This window comes from Psychrobacillus sp. NPDC093180, assembly GCF_044754065.1.
Classification (GTDB): Bacteria; Bacillota; Bacilli; order Bacillales_A; family Planococcaceae; genus Psychrobacillus.
Map to the genome: position 1 here is coordinate 39,174 of NZ_JBIVOJ010000015.1, position 17,090 is coordinate 56,263.

Sequence of the window (17,090 nt, forward strand, 5' to 3'; positions counted from 1 at the left end):
AATGAAGTTTAGTGTTTTAGCAAGTGGAAGCAGTGGGAATGCTATTTATGTGGAAAACGAGGAGCATTCTTTTTTAGTAGACGTAGGCTTAAGTGGTAAGAAGATGGAGCAGCTTTTTAGCGAGATAGATCGAGATATAAAAAAGTTATCCGGTATTTTTATTACTCATGAGCATAGTGACCATATCAAGGGACTAGGTGTCGTAGCCAGAAAACATGGGATTCCTATTTATGCAAATGAAAAAACATGGCTAGCAATGGATTCTCTTATTGGGAATGTGGCGGTTGAACAACGATTCCAATTTGATATGGAAGCTGTGAAAACATTTGGTAGTATTGATATTCAGTCTTTTGCAGTATCACATGATGCGGCAGACCCAATGTTTTATATCTTTCATGAAAATGGTCGTAAACTTGTCTTAATTACGGATACTGGGTATGTTAGCGACAGGATGAAAGGGCATATAAAAGGAGCGGATTCATTTGTTTTTGAAAGCAACCACGATGTGAGTATGCTTCAAATGGGACGCTATCCATGGTCTATTAAAAGAAGGATATTAAGTGACGTAGGACATGTATCCAACGAAGATGCTGCAGTTGCAATGAGTGAAGTGGTGGATATTAAAAACACGCATATTTATTTATCGCATTTAAGTAAAGATAATAATATGAAAGATCTTGCACGAATGAGCGTTGCACAAACGTTAGAATCTTGTGGAGTTATTGCAGGAGAATATGTACATCTTCACGATACAGATGCGAATGTTCCAACCGAATTAGTTTCCGTTTAAATAGTAAAAGTTCCAAAGTTCAGGCTTTGGAACTTTTTTATTTATCTTTCAACCAATTTTCATCTTATTTTAATGTGAGTTGGGTAAAGTAACTGTACAAACAGTTACATAAAAAAGAGAGGAAGATAAAACATGGAACCAAATAATCCATACGGACCACAAGAAGAATCGAAAATAGAAGAACCTGTAGTAAAAAAACGAGAAGTAAAGAGGGAAAAGAAACGAGGTGTAGCTGGTTATTTTTTTAGTGCATTAGCGGGTGTATTAGTTGGAGCTTTACTTGTATGGTTTTTAGTACCTTCTGTCGTGACAAATTTACCCGCCGACAATGCTACTAAAACAACTAATACTAATGCAAAAACAGAACAGCTTTCCGTGGATATAACTACAGACGTGACAAGCGCCGTAGAAAAAGCTTCTGGGGCCGTCGTTGGAGTTTCAAATATCCAATCAGTAACGAATTTCTGGAGTCAATCCCAATCGGAACAGGAAGCTGGAACAGGTTCCGGGGTAATTTATAAAAAAGAAAATGGTAAAGCATATGTCATTACGAATCACCATGTAATCGAAGGTGCAAAGGCAGTAGAAGTAACTTTAGCAGATGGTGCAAAAGTGGAAGCTAAATTAGTTGGTAGTGATGTATGGACAGACTTAGCAGTTTTAGAAATTGACGATAAGGGCGTGGATACAGTCATAGAGTTTGGAGATTCAGATGCATTAAAGCAAGGAGAATCTGTTATTGCGATTGGAAACCCACTAGGGCTTGATTTCTATGGTTCTGTCACAACAGGTGTTGTATCTGGTAAAGATCGTGCTATACCTACAGATATAAACGGAGATGGTGTAGAAGATTGGCAAGCAGAAGTTTTACAAACAGACGCAGCGATTAACCCAGGGAATAGCGGTGGAGCATTAATCAATTTAGCAGGACAATTAATAGGAATAAATTCGATGAAAATTTCAGAGTCTACCGTAGAAGGTATGGGACTTGCAATACCAGTTAATTCGGCTATCCCAATTATAGAAGACCTAGAGGCTAACGGAAAAGTAAATCGTCCATCTATGGGAATTACGTTGGTCGATGTAACAAATGTACCTGCGATCCATCAACGTGATACGTTAAAATTACCAGCTGAAGTGACAACAGGAGTTGTAGTAGATCAAGTAATAGAAAATACTCCAGCAGCTTTAGCAGGGATGAAACCTTATGATGTTATTGTAGAAATGGATGGTCAAAAAATAGAAAACACGATTGAGCTAAGAAAACATTTATACAATGAAAAAGAAATTGGCGATGAGCTGAAAGTAAAAGTATATCGCCAAGGAAAATTAGTGGAACTAACGATTGTATTAAAAGAAACAGATACATTATAAACATGTGGATAACTATGAATTGTAAATAAAAGATTTACACAACGAGTAGGAAAAGAAATGCTGTTCTTTCCTACTCGTTTTTCATTTGGTAAAATAGATTGTGGATAAGCACGAATGATTTGTGTATAACTTATTAAATTATTCGGAAAACGAAAGGAAGTATAAAATTGAGAATATTCAGTTGTGAAACCCATATAAATCAAGCTTTGGACATGTTCGTTGCAGAACAAAAAACCTTCCCAATGCTTGAAAAAATAAATGAGAACGAAAAGTTATCCACAAAATGCACATACTGTGATGTCGCTGCAATATATATTGTAGAAGATGAAAAATAAAACACAATATGTAGATAACTATTGTGGATATGTGTATAAGTTATGTGTATAACTTGTTTGTAAACAGAATGTAAAGGTGGATAACTTGTGAATATACAAATTGTTTCGGTAGGGAAGTTAAAAGAAAAATACTTAAAATTGGGGATAGAGGAATACTCGAAGCGATTAAGTAGCTATGCGAAAATTGATTTGGTGGAAGTACCGGACGAAAAAGCACCGGAAAATTTAAGTGAAGCGGATATGGAAATCGTGAAGAAAAAAGAAGGTGAACGCATTCTCTCCAAAATTGGAGCTGATACTTATGTAATTGCGCTTGCAATTGAAGGAAAGATGAAGTCATCTGAGCAGCTTGCCAGTGATTTAGAGTCGTTGATGACATATGGACGAAGCAAAATTGCTTTTGTAATTGGAGGATCTCTTGGTTTACATGAGGATGTAATGAAGGGTTCGGATGAAAAGTTATCTTTTAGTAAAATGACTTTACCTCATCAGTTAATGAAGTTGGTGTTGGTGGAGCAGATTTATCGTGCTTTTCGGATAATAAAAAATGAACCTTATCATAAATGATTGCCAAACAGCTTACTGATGGTCAGCTAATTTCTATAATAGATTTTAGTATTTACTCGGGGTATTTGAATGGAAGACCGTTTGAGATACAATTGGCTAGTAAATGATAAAATGTTCAACCGTTGTAAGTAATTATCAAAAATTGAAGGAGATTAAACCAATGAAGAGAGTATATTTAGCCAGCCCATTTTTTAACGAGAAGGAGATTGAATGCTTAGAACAGGTGGAAGCAATTTTGGCGGAAAAAGGTTTGAAAGTATTCTCTCCGCTTAGAAATCCAATTGATGAACGTGTTGAGGTGGGTTCACGTCAATGGTCCATTGAAACATTTATGAATGATATAAAACATATTAAGTGGGCAGAAATCGTCGTAGGTATCTATCATGGTAACTATTCGGACAGTGGAACAGCTTGGGAACTTGGTTATGCTTATGCCACTGACAAGCCTGTTATTTTAATCCATCTTGGTGCAAACAGTAATTTAATGGTACATGAAGGTTCGCATGCAAATATTACTCTAGAGGAATTGAAAGATTATGATTTTGATCAATTAGCTAGTTCTTTCTATACAGGTAAAATGCTTTAGTAGTTCAATTTTTGATTAATGCGAAATAACAATAGTAAATACAATCAGAAATACCACCTAAAACCTTGAATCTATAACGTCTTAGGTGGTTTTGTTACTTTTAATTTCTTCCGCTATTATTTCATATTTTTTAATTGCCCAGTTATAGTGATTTGTAGTATTGGCTGCAAATAGCTATAGAGGTTGCTTGTTTTTGTCCATTTGTAATACTTTTTTGTAAATATTTCTTCATCATTATGACCTTCCATTAGAAGCATAATCCGCTGATGGCTAAGTCTTACTCTTTTTATAGCTGTAGATAATTTTACATCTTGATAGTTTCGCCAAATGAGTAAGTTAAGTTCATCAATATTACGCCATTTATAACCTGGAGCTGGCATTTCGGGTGTATCCCCATCCATTCTTTCACGATACCATCTTTCAAGCATCGCTTGCCAAGTATATTATAATTTTTAGAAGCATGTAATAAGGACTACTTTGCTATTTTTCGCTTGAATTATAAAGTAGACCTAATCATGTTTATGCTTGTCTTCGGAGTAACATATACAGATGAACCAAAGACTGGTTTTCAAATAGGTAGGGTTTTTAGTATCAAAATCCGTTCAATGTTATACTTTTAGTAGTATATTACAGGGGGAGGCCGTCGTATGAAGCAACTTTATATAAAACAAAAGGTATTCAGTCTAGGTGGCAAATTTACGGTAAAGGATCAGCAGGAGAGAGATGTTTACTTTGTGGAGGGCAGTTTTATGCAAATTCCAAAGACTTTCTCCATTATGGATACAACAAGAGAAGAAATAGCACTCATCACAAAGAGGGTATTCAGTTTTTTACCTAAGTTTTTTGTGGAAGTAAATGGTCGAGAAGTATTAACGATAAAGAAAGAGTTTTCCTTTTTTAAGGCCCGCTATACGATTGATGCAGCAGGTGTGGAAGTACATGGTAACTGGTGGGATATGGATTTCCAAGTGTTACAGCATGGAAAAGTCGTCGGTAAAGTGAGCAAGGAATGGTTTACATGGGGCGATAGCTACCAAGTTCAAATTCTGGATGAAGAGATGGAGGGCGTCATCATAGCAATCGTTGTCGCTATCGATTGCGTCAAGGCTGATCAAGCAGCAGCTTCTTCGGCAGCAACGATGTAATGCTTCTCTTTAAAGAGTGAAATAAAATAACATAAAAAGCAGGGAATCATGAATGGAGTCCCTGCTTTTTATGCTGTTTAACTTTAAAAATATTACTTCCAATTTCATTAAATGCAATAGCTAATAAAATAATAACTGTACCTAACCACTGAAGAGGCGTAACTGTTTCGGATAAAATAATGCTAGCAGATAGAATAGCAATAGGTAACTCAATGGAGGTTAATATATTGGCAATTCCTCCAGATACTAATGGTGCACCTACTGCAAAAAATAATGGTGGAAGCACAGCTCCAAACAATGAAACTCCGACCGCGGTAGTTAGTAAATTTTGCTCTAACGGCAGTACAGATGGAATATCCCGGATGAACAGGATAAATACCAAAATGGTTGATCCTGTTACCATTAAAGAGCTCCGTGTCCACGCATCCACTTCTACAGCGACCTTTCCGCTGAAAAATATAAATCCCGCATACGTAAAGGCGGATAAAATTCCAAAAATGAAACCTTTAATTGGCAGACCTTGTATGTCTCCATCTAAAACATTTGAGGCAAAAAAAACTCCTATTAGGATTAAAATAATGGATATTATTGTCGTAGGAGCAGGTTTAATTTTGCTGAAAACCCATTCTAAAATAATCCCAATCCAAACAAATTGGAACATTAAAATGATAGCCAATGAAGCGGGTAAGTATTGCATAGAACCGTAATAGAAGATACTTGTTAAACCGATAAAACAACCGGTCACCATGACTTGAAGAAAGTTCTTCTTAGTAAGCCCCTTGAAACTGGAGCGTTTCATCATTAAAGTAAAAGACCATAAAAGTATAAAAGAAATTGACATTTGAACGATATTGATTTGGCCAAGGGAGTAGCCGTAACCAAATCCAAGCTTCGCAAATATTGGTGTAAAACCAAAAAATGAAGCTCCCAATAATATAAATAGAATACCTTTATTTAGTTTCAATATAATACCTCCTTGGTACTCAAAACAACCAGGCTATTATATCATAGATAAGTGGAAGTTCAGCACGCATGGAAAGCATTCCTAGTTACTAAAAAACATAAAGAACAAAGTTAATGTCAATAAAAAGTAAATATAACTTCAGGGAGGTTTTTTAATGAATGAAATTATTCTAAAAAAATTGTTAGAAATTGAAGAAAAATATCAAGTAAAGGTTCTCTATGCTGTCGAATCTGGTAGCCGTGCTTGGGGATTTCCTTCTAAAGATAGTGATTACGATGTACGATTTATTTATGTGCATCAACCAGATTGGTATCTATCGATTGATCCGCAGGGAGTTGGTACAAAGAGAGATGTAATTGAAGTGCCGATCAATGATTTATTAGATATAAGTGGTTGGGAAATTACAAAAGCTTTACGACTGTTTAGAAAGAGTAATCCACCTCTTTTGGAGTGGATGCGAAGTAATATTATTTATTTTCAAAAGTACTCATTTATCGATAAATTACGAGGGTTAGAATCGGAAGTTTTTTACCCAAATGCAAGCCTGTACCACTACTTAAATATGGCGAAAAACAATTATCGAGAATATCTACAAGGCTCTGAAGTGAAAATAAAGAAGTACTTTTATGTGCTTCGACCTGTCTTGGCCTGCAAATGGATTGAAGAGTATAAAACGGTACCACCAATTGACTTTCATGAATTACTACAAGCAATGATTTTTAATGACAAATTAAAAAACGAGATCGATCATCTTCTAGAAAGAAAGATAAAAGGCGATGAATTAGACATGGAGCCAAGAATTGAAGTGATCAATGATTTTTTAGAAAGTGAAATGGCACGACTGGAAGCTTATATTCAAACATTAACAGTTAAAATAGAAGATCCCACAGAAAAACTAGATGTTTTGTTTAGAGAAACATTAAAAGAAGTATGGGATAACTAATTTGAATAGCGGCATTACTCATAGGTAACTTTTTCCTGTTTGGGATATATTTCAATTATATTACCAACCTCTTTAGTAAAAAACGTGACTTCACCATAAACCACAAATTGTTTATTACACATGTAATGAAATTGTAAAAATACTTCCAAATATTAAGTAGTGAATAACTCTATGAAACTACTTAATATGAATATATAACGAATTGGAAGGATTGATAGAATGCTTAAAAAATTTGGGAAAGCTACGATTGCTTCTGTTTTATCTATATCTTTATTAGTACCGATGAGCGCAATGGCGGCGGATAGTTCATATTCAGTTGAAGGGGGAGACACCCTTTGGAAAATCGCGTTGAAGACTCAAACAGGAGTTCAGGAACTAATTGAGGCAAATCCACAGCTTGCGAATCCAAATCTTATCTACGCTGGTCAAAAGATAAATGTTCCAACAAAAGAACAAGCTAGTGTAGAGCAAGAAGTGATTAAGCTTATAAATATAGAACGAGCAAATGCTGGGCTTCCAGCACTGAAAGACGATTGGGAGCTTGCAAGAGTAGCAGAAGCGAAGTCTCAAGATATGCATGATAAGAATTACTTCGATCATACAAGCCCAACCTATGGTTCACCGTTTGATATGATGAAAGCCTATGGTGTTACATATAAAGCAGCCGGAGAAAACATTGCAAAAGGTCAACAGTCTGCATCTGATGTAGTAAAAGCATGGATGAATAGCGAAGGGCATAGAGCAAACATTCTCAATAAAAACTTCACGCATATTGGAGTAGGATATGTGAAAGACGGTAATTACTGGACACAAATGTTTATACAAAAATAAGAGCTGATAAAGATTAAAAAGGACCTATGCCGTAGGTCCTTTTTAATCTTTATCCACATAGAAATTAGCATTCAAGTGTAATTAACTCTTTTAAATGTTAAGCTCTATCGAAACTGCCCTTTTTCATAATAAAACTCATATGTCTTCCACTTTTTTTGTCTCGTCGGTAAGAGAATCCATCTGGACTCAAAAACGTACAAGTACGGTCTATCGTAATTTGCTGAGAAGGGATTCCTGCTAACTCACACTGCCTTTTCACGGTTAACTGGTTATCAATATGATACTTGCGTGTTTCGTCCTTGTAATAAATAAAATCATCTGTATAACCAAGCTCTTTAAATTGAACATATACATCTTCATCTACTTCAAATTTCTCCTGACTAAGGGCTGGACCAAGTTGGACGTGTATATCATGCATATTACATTGCTCTACTTGCTTTAAATGTTCAAAAAGCTTCCAAGTAATTTCTTTGACAGTACCTTGCCATCCAGAATGAATGACACCAATGAGGCCCGTGTGCTCATTGAAGAAAATAACGGGAACACAATCAGCGGTGAAGCTACATAATAACAAATCCGGCTCATATGTATACAAGGCGTCTGTATCCAATATAGCGTTCTCTGTTGTATCAGCACCTCGGCCTTTGTCGTCGAGCGTTACTCGGTGGAAATTAGCGCTATGTGTTTGATTGGCACATACAAAAGTCTCCAATCCGCAATTTAAAGATGCAGCAAGTTTCTTACGATTTTCTAATACATTACTAACATTTTCACATACATGCAATGCCATATTGTTTTGCTCGGATTCCCGACTATCTTTCAAGCTCAAACCTGCTATGAATTTTTCGTTGTTTACGTATATTTTTGTATTCATATCATCACCTAGTTTAAATATATAATAGTATATAGAAAAAGTTAATTAAAAAAGACCTCAACATTACTGGTGAGGTCTAAATTCATCATATAAACAAAAAAGCAGCCGAAATAAAGATTCCTGTAATAAGCATGATTATTAATCCATAACCCATAATATCCTTTGCTTTTAACCCTGCAATTGCCAAAGCAGGTAATGCGTAGAATGGTTGAATCATATTTGTCCATGCGTCTCCCCAAGCAACAGCCATTGCTGTTTTAGGTAAAGAAACGCCTAGACTTTGTGCAGCTTCTAGCATGACAGGAGCTTGTACAGCCCACTGTCCCCCGCCGGAAGGGACGAAGAAGTTTACAAGACCTGCACTCCATAGTGTAAGCATATGGAATGTATGCTCATTGGAAATAGATATAAATGCATCTGATAATACACTTGCAAGTCCTGAAGCAGTTACAATACCCATTAATCCTGCATAAAATGGAAATTGAATAATAATACCGGTTGCGCTTTTAACCGAGTTTGTAACAGCTTCTAAAAATAGTTTTGGAGTTTTGTGTAATAGTATTCCTACAATAAGAAATAGAAAATTAATGATATTTAGATTGATAGCAAAACCGTTAGTAGCAATATAATATCCTAAAAAAGCAAGACCAGTTAAACCAATTAATAATGAAAGTATTTTACTATTTTCTAAACGATCAGCTGGTGTCATCTCCACATTGTCCACTGTAGCAGCAGGCATAGCGTTTGTATCCTCTAAAAGACTACGATCGATAATAAATGCTTGATCTTTCGTTGGTGTCATTATTCTATTAATAATAGGTACTAGAATGATTAGTCCAACAACAATGATTAAATTAAGTGGTGAAAAAAGAGTTTGACTAGTTGGCACTACACCTATAAGGTTTTCGGTAAAATGACCAGGTGTGGCAATAGTTAACGCCACAGATGACGAAAGACCACCACTCCATATGATAAACCCACTATATGCGCTTGCAACTAACAGTCGATAGTCAACCCCGTCTACTTTTTTAGCAATTTCTCTTGCTAGTAATGCCCCGATGATTAAACCAAATCCCCAGTTAATCCAACAAGCGACTAATGCTACAAGGGTAACAAGGATGATCGCTTGTCCGGGTGATTTTGGTACACTCGCTAAGTTTCCTAATAGCTTCTTAAAAAATGGACTACTCGCCATAACATGTCCTGTAACTACAATAAAAACCATTTGCATAGAAAATGTTAATAGGCTCCAAAAACCATCTCCCCAAAAACTCAATAATTGAACAGGTGTACTAGGGGTTAGTAATAGAGCAAGTCCACCCACAAGAAAAGTAAGAATAACTACAAGTACATATGGGTCAGGCATGTATCGTTGCATTAATCTGTTTGATAATGAAATCATTACTTTCAAGGTTTTATCCTCCTGTGATAATATTTATTGATCAAAAATTTCTGAAATCTAAAGTTGCATTAAATTTACTATTATCTTAATAATAATTCCCCCTTTTTCTTCCTCATAAGAAAGAGTTTACAAGCTGTCAGAATATATGTAAAATTCATAAATAGAATAGTATTTATTCAAAAAAGGAATAAAACGAGGTTGTCTAAAAATGGAATTACGTGATTTAAAATCGTTTATGGAAGTGGCTGAACACGGGAGCTTTACAAAAGCAGCAGAGCACTCATACCTCTCTCAGCCGTCGTTAAGCAAGGCCGTAAAAAAGTTGGAAGAAGAATTCCACGTTAGTCTTTTCGACCGTTCCACGAGACATCTCCACTTGACTGATGCTGGAAAAATTGTTTATAGACAAGGACAACAGGCGTTTAATATGTTGAATGAGCTACCTAATTTGCTGAAAGAATTAACGGATGCGAAAATCGGAGAAATTAAGATAGGAATTCCGCCTCTGATCGGCACTCTGTTTTTCCCTTATATTGCTCGTATATTTAACGGTCAATTTCCAAATGTGAAGCTTGTACTCGTCGAACTAGGTGCTAAATTGATAGAGCAGCTTGTAGAAGAAGAGAATATCGATGTGGGGTTAATAGTTCTGCCGGCTGATGAATCGGTATTTAATGTTCATCCCTTTATTGAGGATGAATTTGTACTGTTTATTCATGAAGAACATCGACTAGCCCAATATACATCTGTTGCATTAACGGATTTAAAAGATGAACAATTTATTGTTTTCACGAAAGACTTTGCTTTGCATGAATTTGTCATTCAGACATGTAAAGAAGCAGGTTTTACTCCATCTATTTCATACGAGAGCTCGCAGTGGGATTTAATAGTAGAGTTAGTGGCTTCCAAATTAGGAGTTACCATATTACCGAAAACCATTTTTATAAAACAAAACAATCCAGTAATTAAAACAATACCATTGGAGGAACCAGCACTTCTCTGGAAAATAGGCATTGTAACGAAAAAAGATGCATATCATTCCTTTGCAATAAGAAAATTTCTGTCATTATTTCCTTAATAGTTGATGAAAACAACCATTTATAAAGGAAAGGCTCTAACATATCTCTCCTAGAATTTTCCCATGATTTCTCTTAGCTTCCATGACTTAAAACTACAATATGCGACATAGTTTGAGATAGAGATGTTTTATTATTAAAATAACTATGATAAACTAATAAAAGGATATTGATATAGAAAAGATGTGTTCCCAGGTTGCGTCTTGTCTTATTATGACGCCAAAGAAGGAGCGTTTACATCCTTTCTGCAAAACTTAACATATAAGGATATGGTAAAAATGAGTAACGGACAAACAAATACAGATGTTATCTTAATTGGTGCCGGAGTCATGAGTGCAACTTTGGGAACACTGCTGAAAGAATTAGCACCAGACTGGAAAATTACAGTATTCGAAAAACTGGATAAACCAGGAGAAGAAAGCTCTAATGAGTGGAATAATGCGGGAACAGGGCATTCTGCACTATGCGAGCTAAACTACACGACTGAAAAACCAGATGGAACAGTAGATATCAGTAAAGCGATAAAAATTAACGAGCAGTTTCAACTTTCTAGACAGTTTTGGTCTTATCTTGTAGAAAGTGATCTAATTAGCAATCCACAAGACTTTATCATGCCATTGCCACATATAAGTTACGTACAGGGAGAAAAAAATGTACAGTTTTTAAAAAATCGTTTTGAAGCGCTTTCAACTAATCCGTTGTTTGAAGGGATGGAGTTTTCCGATAATCCCGAAAAACTGAAGGAATGGATTCCGTTAATGTTAAAAGAACGAACTTTAGATAAACCTATAGCGGCAACAAAAATTGATTCCGGAACTGATGTGAACTTTGGTGCTTTAACGCGCATGTTAATTGACCACTTAGCGAGTAAAAATGTTGATATTAAATACAATCATCAAGTGAATGATCTTAAACGCACGCCAGATGGCTTATGGGAAGTAAAAGTGCAAAGCGATAGCGGTAAACTCGAATATCTTAATGCGAAATTTGTCTTTATCGGGGGTGGAGGTGGAAGCTTACCTTTACTGCAAAAAACAGGTATTCCGGAAAGTAAGCATGTTGGTGGATTCCCGGTAAGTGGGCTCTTCTTAGTATGTAAAAATCCGGAGATTGTAGAGCAACACCACGCAAAGGTTTATGGTAAAGCTGCCGTTGGTGCACCTCCAATGTCGGTACCACATCTTGATACTCGATATATTGACAATAAAAAATCATTACTATTTGGACCGTTTGCCGGCTTCTCGCCAAAATTTTTAAAAACCGGTTCTAATATGGATTTATTAGGCTCTGTAAAGCCAAATAACGTGTTAACTATGTTATCGGCAGGAGCAAAAAACATGGGATTAACAAAATACTTAGTTCAACAATTGATGCTATCAAAAGAACAACGCATTGAAGAATTACGAGAATTTGTTCCGAATGCTAAAAGTGAAGACTGGGATATCGTAGTAGCAGGACAACGTGTGCAGGTGATTAAAGATACCGAAGCCGGCGGTAAAGGCACGCTTCAATTTGGTACGGAAGTTGTCACAGGAGCTGATGGTTCTGTTGCTGCATTACTAGGTGCTTCTCCAGGTGCATCTACTGCAGTTCACGTTATGCTTGAAATAATCAATAAATGCTTCCCACAACATGCAAAAGAGTGGGAACCGAAGATTAAAGAAATGGTTCCTTCCTATGGTGTATCTCTAGTAGAAAATCCAGAGCTTTTCCGCGAACTTCATGCTTCAACTGCGAAGGTGCTTGGTTTAGATGAAGATATGCCGAACGAAGGCCATTCTTCAGAGGAAGAGACACAGGAGTTAGAAAAAGTTTAATAAAAGCATGTATAAAAAAATCGTCGATCCATTAATGGACTGACGATTTTTTTCGTGCTTTGTTGCCAATTTGGCGACCGCAGTTATTGGAGTAACTCCCCATAATATCTTCATCTCAAGCCAAGAAAACTTATTATTTTTAGAACTCGTTTCTTTCCCCAGTAATATGGTTGCTCTTATGCAGATTAATTAAGTTGCTTTCCTGATAGAATTGATTGCTTTCAATGACTGATTGGTTGCCCTAAACCATTTCCTGGAACCCAAACCCTCTGCTAAGGCCACAATTTCAAAGCAACCACCACTTATGCTTTTTCTGTGAAGGAGTTGTCAAAATAACTAGACATGGTAGTATAGAGGCATAAAAGGAACTGTTTGAGAATGGAGGATATGAAAGTATGGTTAATTTACCTAATTGCCCAAAGTGTAATTCAGCATATACATATGAAGATGGAAATCTTTTCGTTTGCCCAGAATGTGCGCATGAGTGGACTATAGGAGGAGCAGAGGAAAACGAAGATACGCAAATAGTGAGAGATGCGAACGGGAATATTTTAAGTGACGGTGATTCTGTAACTGTCATTAAAGACCTAAAAGTAAAAGGCAGCTCCTCTACTTTAAAAATAGGTACTAAAGTAAAAAGTATTCGTTTAGTCGAGGGTGATCATAATATTGATTGTAAGATTGATGGTTTTGGTGCGATGAAGTTAAAATCCGAATTTGTAAAAAAAGCATAAAATAGTGAAAAGGCGAAGCATGTAACTTTATGTTTCGTCTTTTTTTTCTTCTATAGTGTTCAATGTTATACTCGAATTATTAAATAAGCTTTACTAGGAGAGTTTTATGGTTTTACGAGATAGTAAGTATGCAATCATTCTGACTGTATTGTTGACAGTGTTGGCAAGTGAGTTTAAGGTAATTCCATTTAGCGGAGAAGCCTTTCGTTTTGGTTTAGGGAGCATTACATTCTTTCTACTTATCCTTATCCGACCTCCAGCTTCTCTCCTTTTAATGGGATCCATAACAGGACTTTCTGTTGTGATTGCTCGAACGGTAAGAGATGCATTATTCCATGGAGATTCCTTCTTTTTAAGTTTTGTTGACCATGCACCTGCTTTTTTATATTATTTTTTGTTCGCATTAGGATTACGAATGATAAATATGGAAAAATATAAGGCTAATCCATTCCTTTTAGGAGCTCTCGGTGTTGGTTTTGAATTTATCGCCAATGGCACAGAGCATCTTGTACGAAACTGGTTTATGCATGAGGAGAATTTAGGTTTTGAAGAATGGGCATTACTATTAGGAGTGGCGGTTCTTCGTAGTTATTTTGTCGTTGGGTTGTTTAGTTCCATCGCGATGTCGGAGCAAAAGAAACGGATGGAAGAAATGCTTAACGTAAATTCAGGGCTGTATGCAGAAACACTTTATTTGCAAAAATCGATGAATCATATTGAACAAATCACTGTTTCTAGTCATGACCTGTACCGAAAATTAAAGCAACATAATATGCAATCATTAAGTGTACAAGCATTACATATTGCGCAGGAAATACATGAAGTGAAAAAAGACTCCCAACGAATTTTAGCAGGATTAAAGAACGTAACAGAAGGGAAAAAAGATGACCCTATCTATTTGTCTGAGGTAATTCAGCTAGTTATCCATGCAAATGAAAAATATAGTGAGTTGTTAAGGAAACAGGTTCATTTTTCCGTTTTGGCAGAATTAGATTTTGAAACAGACCAACAAATCCCTTTACTTGCTCTGCTAAACAATATTGTAGCCAATGCCGTAGAAGCAATAGGGGATAAAGGAGAAATACATATAAGCCTTTTTGAAAAATCTAGCTATACATATTTTTTGATAAAGGACACAGGAAAAGGAATCCCAAAAGAAGATATACCGATCATTTTTGAGCCTGGATATACAACGAAGTATAACGATAAAGGAGTTGCCGCAACGGGGATTGGTCTTTCACATGTGAAAGAAATTATCCAAACAATGACTGGCGACATTCGAGTGGAAACGAGGAAAGAAGGAACTGCTTTTCAAATCCAAATCCCGACGAACAATTTAAGAAAGTGAGTGAACCAACCTGCGCTATTTTATAGTTGACGATGATCCAGCAAGTAGAAATATGCTAAAAAAGATAATAACAGAAGGGGATATTGGACTAGTAATTGGTGAAGCTAATAGTGGTATCAGTTCCTTATCTCCAATCGCTACAATGCAGCCAGACGTTGTTTTAATCGATTTTTTAATGCCGGAATTGGACGGCATTGAAACAATTGAACAGTTAAGAAAAAAGGGATACCAAGGGCAGTTTATCATGATTTCTCAAATTATTAATAAAGAAATGGTCGGTGAAGCTTATGAAAAAGGGGTTGAATTCTTTATACATAAGCCGATAAATCGAATTGAAGTTCTAACTATTTTACGGAAAACGGCAGAACAAATTCGACTGAAGGATTCCCTTCTTGCGATTAAAGAGTCTTTGGCTAATATTACGTCCATTAAACCAATCTATAAAAAACAAAGTGTAAAAGAAATTGTTCATTCTATATTAAGTGATATGGGTATTCTTGGAGAGGTAGGAAGTGACGATATTGTTGCGATGATAGAGTTTCTCTTCGACCAAAAGGATTCAATGATTCAACTGCCTCCATTAAAAGAATTATACGAAGCTGTTGCTACAAAATCAGGTATTCCTTTCACCCATTTACAAAAGGAAAGTAAGGCAATAGAACAACGCTTACGTCGAACAATATTAAATGCAATGAATAATATAGCTTCTTTAGGCGCCATCGATTACACCAATCCTGACTTCGAATACTACGCTCCTCGCTATTTCGATTTTCAAGAAATTAGAAGTCAAATGATTCACATGCAAGAAGGAAGAAAAAACTTTGCAAAGATGAAAGTAAACATTAAAAAATTTCTCCAAGTTCTTTATATGGAAGTGCAAGAAAAATACAATGAGATGCAAACAAAAAGATAACTCTATAATTTTTTTGTCGGATTTCGTCGGATTTTGTAAGTTTCCTTTAAAATTATCCTTAAGCTTACTCTTAAGGTAGGAAAGCGTTTTCATTTTTATTAAGGGGGGACTTACGGTTGAAGAAAAAATTTAAATTTACATTGGCATATCAAATTTTAGTCGGGCTTGTCTTAGGTATTATCGTGGGTGCTATCTTTTTTGGTAACCCAGCTGTAGAAACTTACTTACAGCCTATAGGTACAATTTTTATTAATATGATTAAAATGATTGTTGTTCCGATCATTGTTTCTACACTTATTTTAGGTGTAGCTGGAACTGGGGATATTAAGCAATTAGGTAAATTAGGTGGTAAAACATTAATTTACTTTGAAGTTGTGACGACGATTGCCATTATCGTTGGGTTATTAGCGGCGAATATTTTCAAGCCAGGTGAAGGTATAGACATGTCTACACTTTCAAAAGGAAACATCGATCAATACGTTCAAACAACGGAACAAGTACAAGACCATGGTTTCATGGATGTAATTGTAGGAATTGTTCCAAGTAATATTGTTCAGTCTATGGCAAGCGGAGATATGCTTGCAATTATTTTCTTTTCAGTGTTATTTGGTTTAGGAATTGCAGCTATTGGAGATAGAGGAAAGCCGGTATTAGCATTTTTCCAAGGAACTGCGGATGCAATGTTCTGGGTGACAAACTTTATTATGAAATTTGCTCCATTTGGTGTATTCGCTCTAATCGGGGTAACCGTCTCTAAATTCGGTTTAGAGTCATTACTGCCACTTGGTAAGTTAATGATCTTGGTCTATGCAACAATGATTTTCTTTATCCTTGTTGTACTCGGTGGAATTGCCAAGCTCGTTGGTGTGAATATTTTCCACCTTCTTAAAGTATTGAAGGACGAGTTACTTCTTGCCTACTCTACTTCTAGTTCGGAAACCGTTCTGCCAAAAGTAATGGAGAAAATGGAGAAGTTTGGTTCACCAAAAGATATTGTATCGTTTGTTGTACCGACTGGGTATTCATTTAATCTAGATGGTTCTACATTATATCAAGCAATTGCGGCGATTTTTATTGCACAAATGTATGGTATTGATCTAAGTATTATGCAACAAGTCACATTAGTACTTGTGTTAATGGTTACTTCAAAAGGAATCGCTGGTGTACCTGGTGTATCATTTGTTGTGTTACTAGCTACGCTCGGAACAGTAGGAATTCCTTTAGAAGGATTAGCATTTATCGCAGGAATCGACCGACTTTTAGATATGGCACGTACAGTTGTAAATGTTGTAGGAAATGCATTAGCAACAGTTGTTATGGCTAAATGGGAAGGTAGATTTGATAAAGAAAAAGAAGAAAAATACGTTGCTTCTATGGAAGAACTAGCGTAA

The 17,090-nt window shown here is 36.0% G+C and carries 18 protein-coding genes; 14 read left to right on the plus strand and 4 right to left on the minus strand.

Annotated elements, in window-relative coordinates; genetic code table 11:
* Position 1: 1 nt before the first annotated feature.
* The 5 genes from ACIP9W_RS19120 (at position 2) to ACIP9W_RS19140 (ending at position 3,652) form a co-directional block, all read left to right on the plus strand.
* Positions 2–790: an MBL fold metallo-hydrolase gene (locus ACIP9W_RS19120; RefSeq protein ID WP_400792678.1), complete on the plus strand. Its 789-nt coding sequence runs from the start codon at positions 2–4 to the stop codon at positions 788–790.
* Between the two features lie 132 nt (positions 791–922).
* Positions 923–2,164, plus strand: a complete 1,242-nt coding sequence (locus ACIP9W_RS19125; RefSeq protein WP_400792680.1) for a S1C family serine protease — start codon at positions 923–925, stop codon at positions 2,162–2,164.
* A gap of 167 nt (positions 2,165–2,331) precedes the next feature.
* Positions 2,332–2,499, plus strand: a complete 168-nt coding sequence (locus ACIP9W_RS19130; RefSeq protein ID WP_400792682.1) for a CxxH/CxxC protein — start codon at positions 2,332–2,334, stop codon at positions 2,497–2,499.
* A gap of 87 nt (positions 2,500–2,586) precedes the next feature.
* On the plus strand, positions 2,587–3,066 hold the full coding sequence (gene rlmH / locus ACIP9W_RS19135; RefSeq protein WP_400792684.1) for a 23S rRNA (pseudouridine(1915)-N(3))-methyltransferase RlmH: 480 nt from the start codon (positions 2,587–2,589) through the stop codon (positions 3,064–3,066).
* 160 nt (positions 3,067–3,226) lie between these two features.
* Positions 3,227–3,652 carry a nucleoside 2-deoxyribosyltransferase gene (locus ACIP9W_RS19140; RefSeq protein ID WP_400792686.1) on the plus strand — a complete coding sequence of 142 codons (426 nt, stop codon included), beginning with the start codon at positions 3,227–3,229 and terminating at the stop codon, positions 3,650–3,652.
* Positions 3,653–3,768: 116 nt separating this feature from the next.
* Here the strand turns inward: ACIP9W_RS19140 and ACIP9W_RS19145 are convergent, their stop codons facing one another.
* Positions 3,769–4,053 carry a ClbS/DfsB family four-helix bundle protein gene (locus tag ACIP9W_RS19145; protein ID WP_400792688.1) on the minus strand — a complete coding sequence of 95 codons (285 nt, stop codon included), beginning with the start codon at positions 4,051–4,053 and terminating at the stop codon, positions 3,769–3,771.
* Positions 4,054–4,299: 246 nt separating this feature from the next.
* Between ACIP9W_RS19145 and ACIP9W_RS19150 the strand changes: the two genes are divergently transcribed.
* A complete protein-coding gene (locus ACIP9W_RS19150) occupies positions 4,300–4,797 on the plus strand; it encodes an LURP-one-related/scramblase family protein (RefSeq protein ID WP_400792690.1) in 498 nt (165 codons plus the stop codon).
* Between the two features lie 46 nt (positions 4,798–4,843).
* Here the strand turns inward: ACIP9W_RS19150 and ACIP9W_RS19155 are convergent, their stop codons facing one another.
* Entirely contained in the window at positions 4,844–5,761 is a 918-nt protein-coding gene (locus ACIP9W_RS19155) for an EamA family transporter (RefSeq protein WP_400792692.1), read from the minus strand.
* A 154-nt stretch (positions 5,762–5,915) separates the two neighbouring features.
* Here ACIP9W_RS19155 and ACIP9W_RS19160 point away from each other — a divergent pair, with 154 nt between their 5' ends.
* Complete coding sequence (locus ACIP9W_RS19160) at positions 5,916–6,704, plus strand: nucleotidyltransferase domain-containing protein (protein WP_400792694.1); 789 nt, start codon at positions 5,916–5,918, stop codon at positions 6,702–6,704.
* 219 nt (positions 6,705–6,923) lie between these two features.
* Complete coding sequence (gene safA, locus ACIP9W_RS19165; protein ID WP_282241657.1) at positions 6,924–7,535, plus strand: SafA/ExsA family spore coat assembly protein; 612 nt, start codon at positions 6,924–6,926, stop codon at positions 7,533–7,535.
* Positions 7,536–7,632: 97 nt separating this feature from the next.
* Here the strand turns inward: safA and pgeF are convergent, their stop codons facing one another.
* Both pgeF and ACIP9W_RS19175 read right to left on the minus strand, forming a co-directional pair.
* The gene (gene pgeF / locus ACIP9W_RS19170) at positions 7,633–8,409 is read right to left on the minus strand and encodes a peptidoglycan editing factor PgeF (RefSeq protein ID WP_400792696.1); all 777 of its coding nucleotides are present in this window, start codon (positions 8,407–8,409) and stop codon (positions 7,633–7,635) included.
* 85 nt (positions 8,410–8,494) lie between these two features.
* On the minus strand, positions 8,495–9,820 hold the full coding sequence (locus ACIP9W_RS19175; protein WP_400792698.1) for a short-chain fatty acid transporter: 1,326 nt from the start codon (positions 9,818–9,820) through the stop codon (positions 8,495–8,497).
* Between the two features lie 199 nt (positions 9,821–10,019).
* Between ACIP9W_RS19175 and ACIP9W_RS19180 the strand changes: the two genes are divergently transcribed.
* From ACIP9W_RS19180 to ACIP9W_RS19205, 6 genes are all read left to right on the plus strand, one after another.
* Complete coding sequence (locus tag ACIP9W_RS19180) at positions 10,020–10,889, plus strand: LysR family transcriptional regulator (RefSeq protein ID WP_400792700.1); 870 nt, start codon at positions 10,020–10,022, stop codon at positions 10,887–10,889.
* A gap of 243 nt (positions 10,890–11,132) precedes the next feature.
* Positions 11,133–12,704, plus strand: a complete 1,572-nt coding sequence (locus ACIP9W_RS19185; protein ID WP_400792765.1) for a malate:quinone oxidoreductase — start codon at positions 11,133–11,135, stop codon at positions 12,702–12,704.
* 395 nt (positions 12,705–13,099) lie between these two features.
* Positions 13,100–13,438, plus strand: coding sequence for a zinc ribbon domain-containing protein YjdM (locus ACIP9W_RS19190; RefSeq protein WP_282241654.1), 339 nt, complete (start codon positions 13,100–13,102; stop codon positions 13,436–13,438).
* A 106-nt stretch (positions 13,439–13,544) separates the two neighbouring features.
* The gene (locus ACIP9W_RS19195; protein ID WP_400792703.1) at positions 13,545–14,786 is read left to right on the plus strand and encodes an ATP-binding protein; all 1,242 of its coding nucleotides are present in this window, start codon (positions 13,545–13,547) and stop codon (positions 14,784–14,786) included.
* 10 nt (positions 14,787–14,796) lie between these two features.
* Positions 14,797–15,699 carry a response regulator gene (locus ACIP9W_RS19200; RefSeq protein WP_400792766.1) on the plus strand — a complete coding sequence of 301 codons (903 nt, stop codon included), beginning with the start codon at positions 14,797–14,799 and terminating at the stop codon, positions 15,697–15,699.
* Positions 15,700–15,815: 116 nt separating this feature from the next.
* Positions 15,816–17,090, plus strand: coding sequence for a cation:dicarboxylate symporter family transporter (locus tag ACIP9W_RS19205; protein ID WP_282241652.1), 1,275 nt, complete (start codon positions 15,816–15,818; stop codon positions 17,088–17,090).